Annotated in this window: 1 protein-coding gene; it reads right to left on the reverse strand. The window is 66.7% G+C overall.

The window, feature by feature from the left end; genetic code table 11:
* Positions 1–759: IS256 family transposase (locus tag QSG27_RS29050; RefSeq protein ID WP_306712339.1), on the reverse strand; the 759-nt coding region annotated here is incomplete at its 3' end.
* Positions 760–954: the final 195 nt, after the last annotated feature.

Here is a 954-nt window from a genome sequence, read left to right on the forward strand (position 1 = left end):
CGGCCAGTGGCTGTTGCGACGACCGCTTGAATCCGCCCTCAGCACTTGGCTGATGGCCGCCTTCAGCCCTTCATGGGCATCCGAGATCACCAACTTCACGCCCTTCAGCCCGCGTCGCACCAGCGAGCGCAGGAACTCGATCCAGAAGGTCGCCGCCTCCGACAGGCCGAGCCCGAGGCCGAGGACCTCGCGTCGCCCGTCCTGATTGACACCGGTGGCGATTATCGCGGCGATCGAGATGATGCGGCCGTCCTGGCGGACCTTGAGGTAGGTCGCATCGAGCCAGAGATACGGCCAGTCCCCCTCCAGCGGGCGCTCCAGGAAGGACTGCACGCGGGTGTCGATCTCCTGGCACAGCGCCGAGACCTGGGACTTGGAGATGCCGGTCATGCCCAGCGCCTGGACGAGGTCATCGACCTTGCGCGTCGAGACGCCCTGAATCCACGCCTCCTGGATGACGGCGGTGAGCGCCTTCTCGGCGGTCTTGCGCGGCTCCAGGAAAGCCGGGAAGTAGCTGCCCTGGCGCAGTTTCGGGATCTTCAGGTCGAGCGTGCCGAGCCGGGTGTCGAGTTGGCGCGGGCGCGAGCCGTTGCGGTAGGTGGTGCGCGTGTCACTGCGTTCGTGGCGCGCGGCGCCGATCAGTGCCTCGACCTCGAAGTCCATCAGCCGGTGCAGCGTGTGCTCGGCGATGGTGCGCAGGAAATCGCCATCGGTGCTCTTCTGGATCTGCTCGATCAATGCCATTCTGTCTTCGGTCATCGTCGTCTCTGCGGTTGTGGTCCGATGTCGCAACTCGACCTTACCGTAGACGCGCGATGACCACCTCCTGCCGCCCGCTCACCGCCTGCGGGGCGGAGGATCGGGCTGGGGCCGGGCTACGCTGTGTGGGGGCTTCGCCCGGCCCCAGCCCGATCCTTCATGGGCGCATTTCCCACCACGTCCCTGGACGTTAGC

This window comes from Azospirillum isscasi (assembly GCF_030849505.1).
Lineage (GTDB): Bacteria > Pseudomonadota > Alphaproteobacteria > Azospirillales > Azospirillaceae > Azospirillum > Azospirillum isscasi.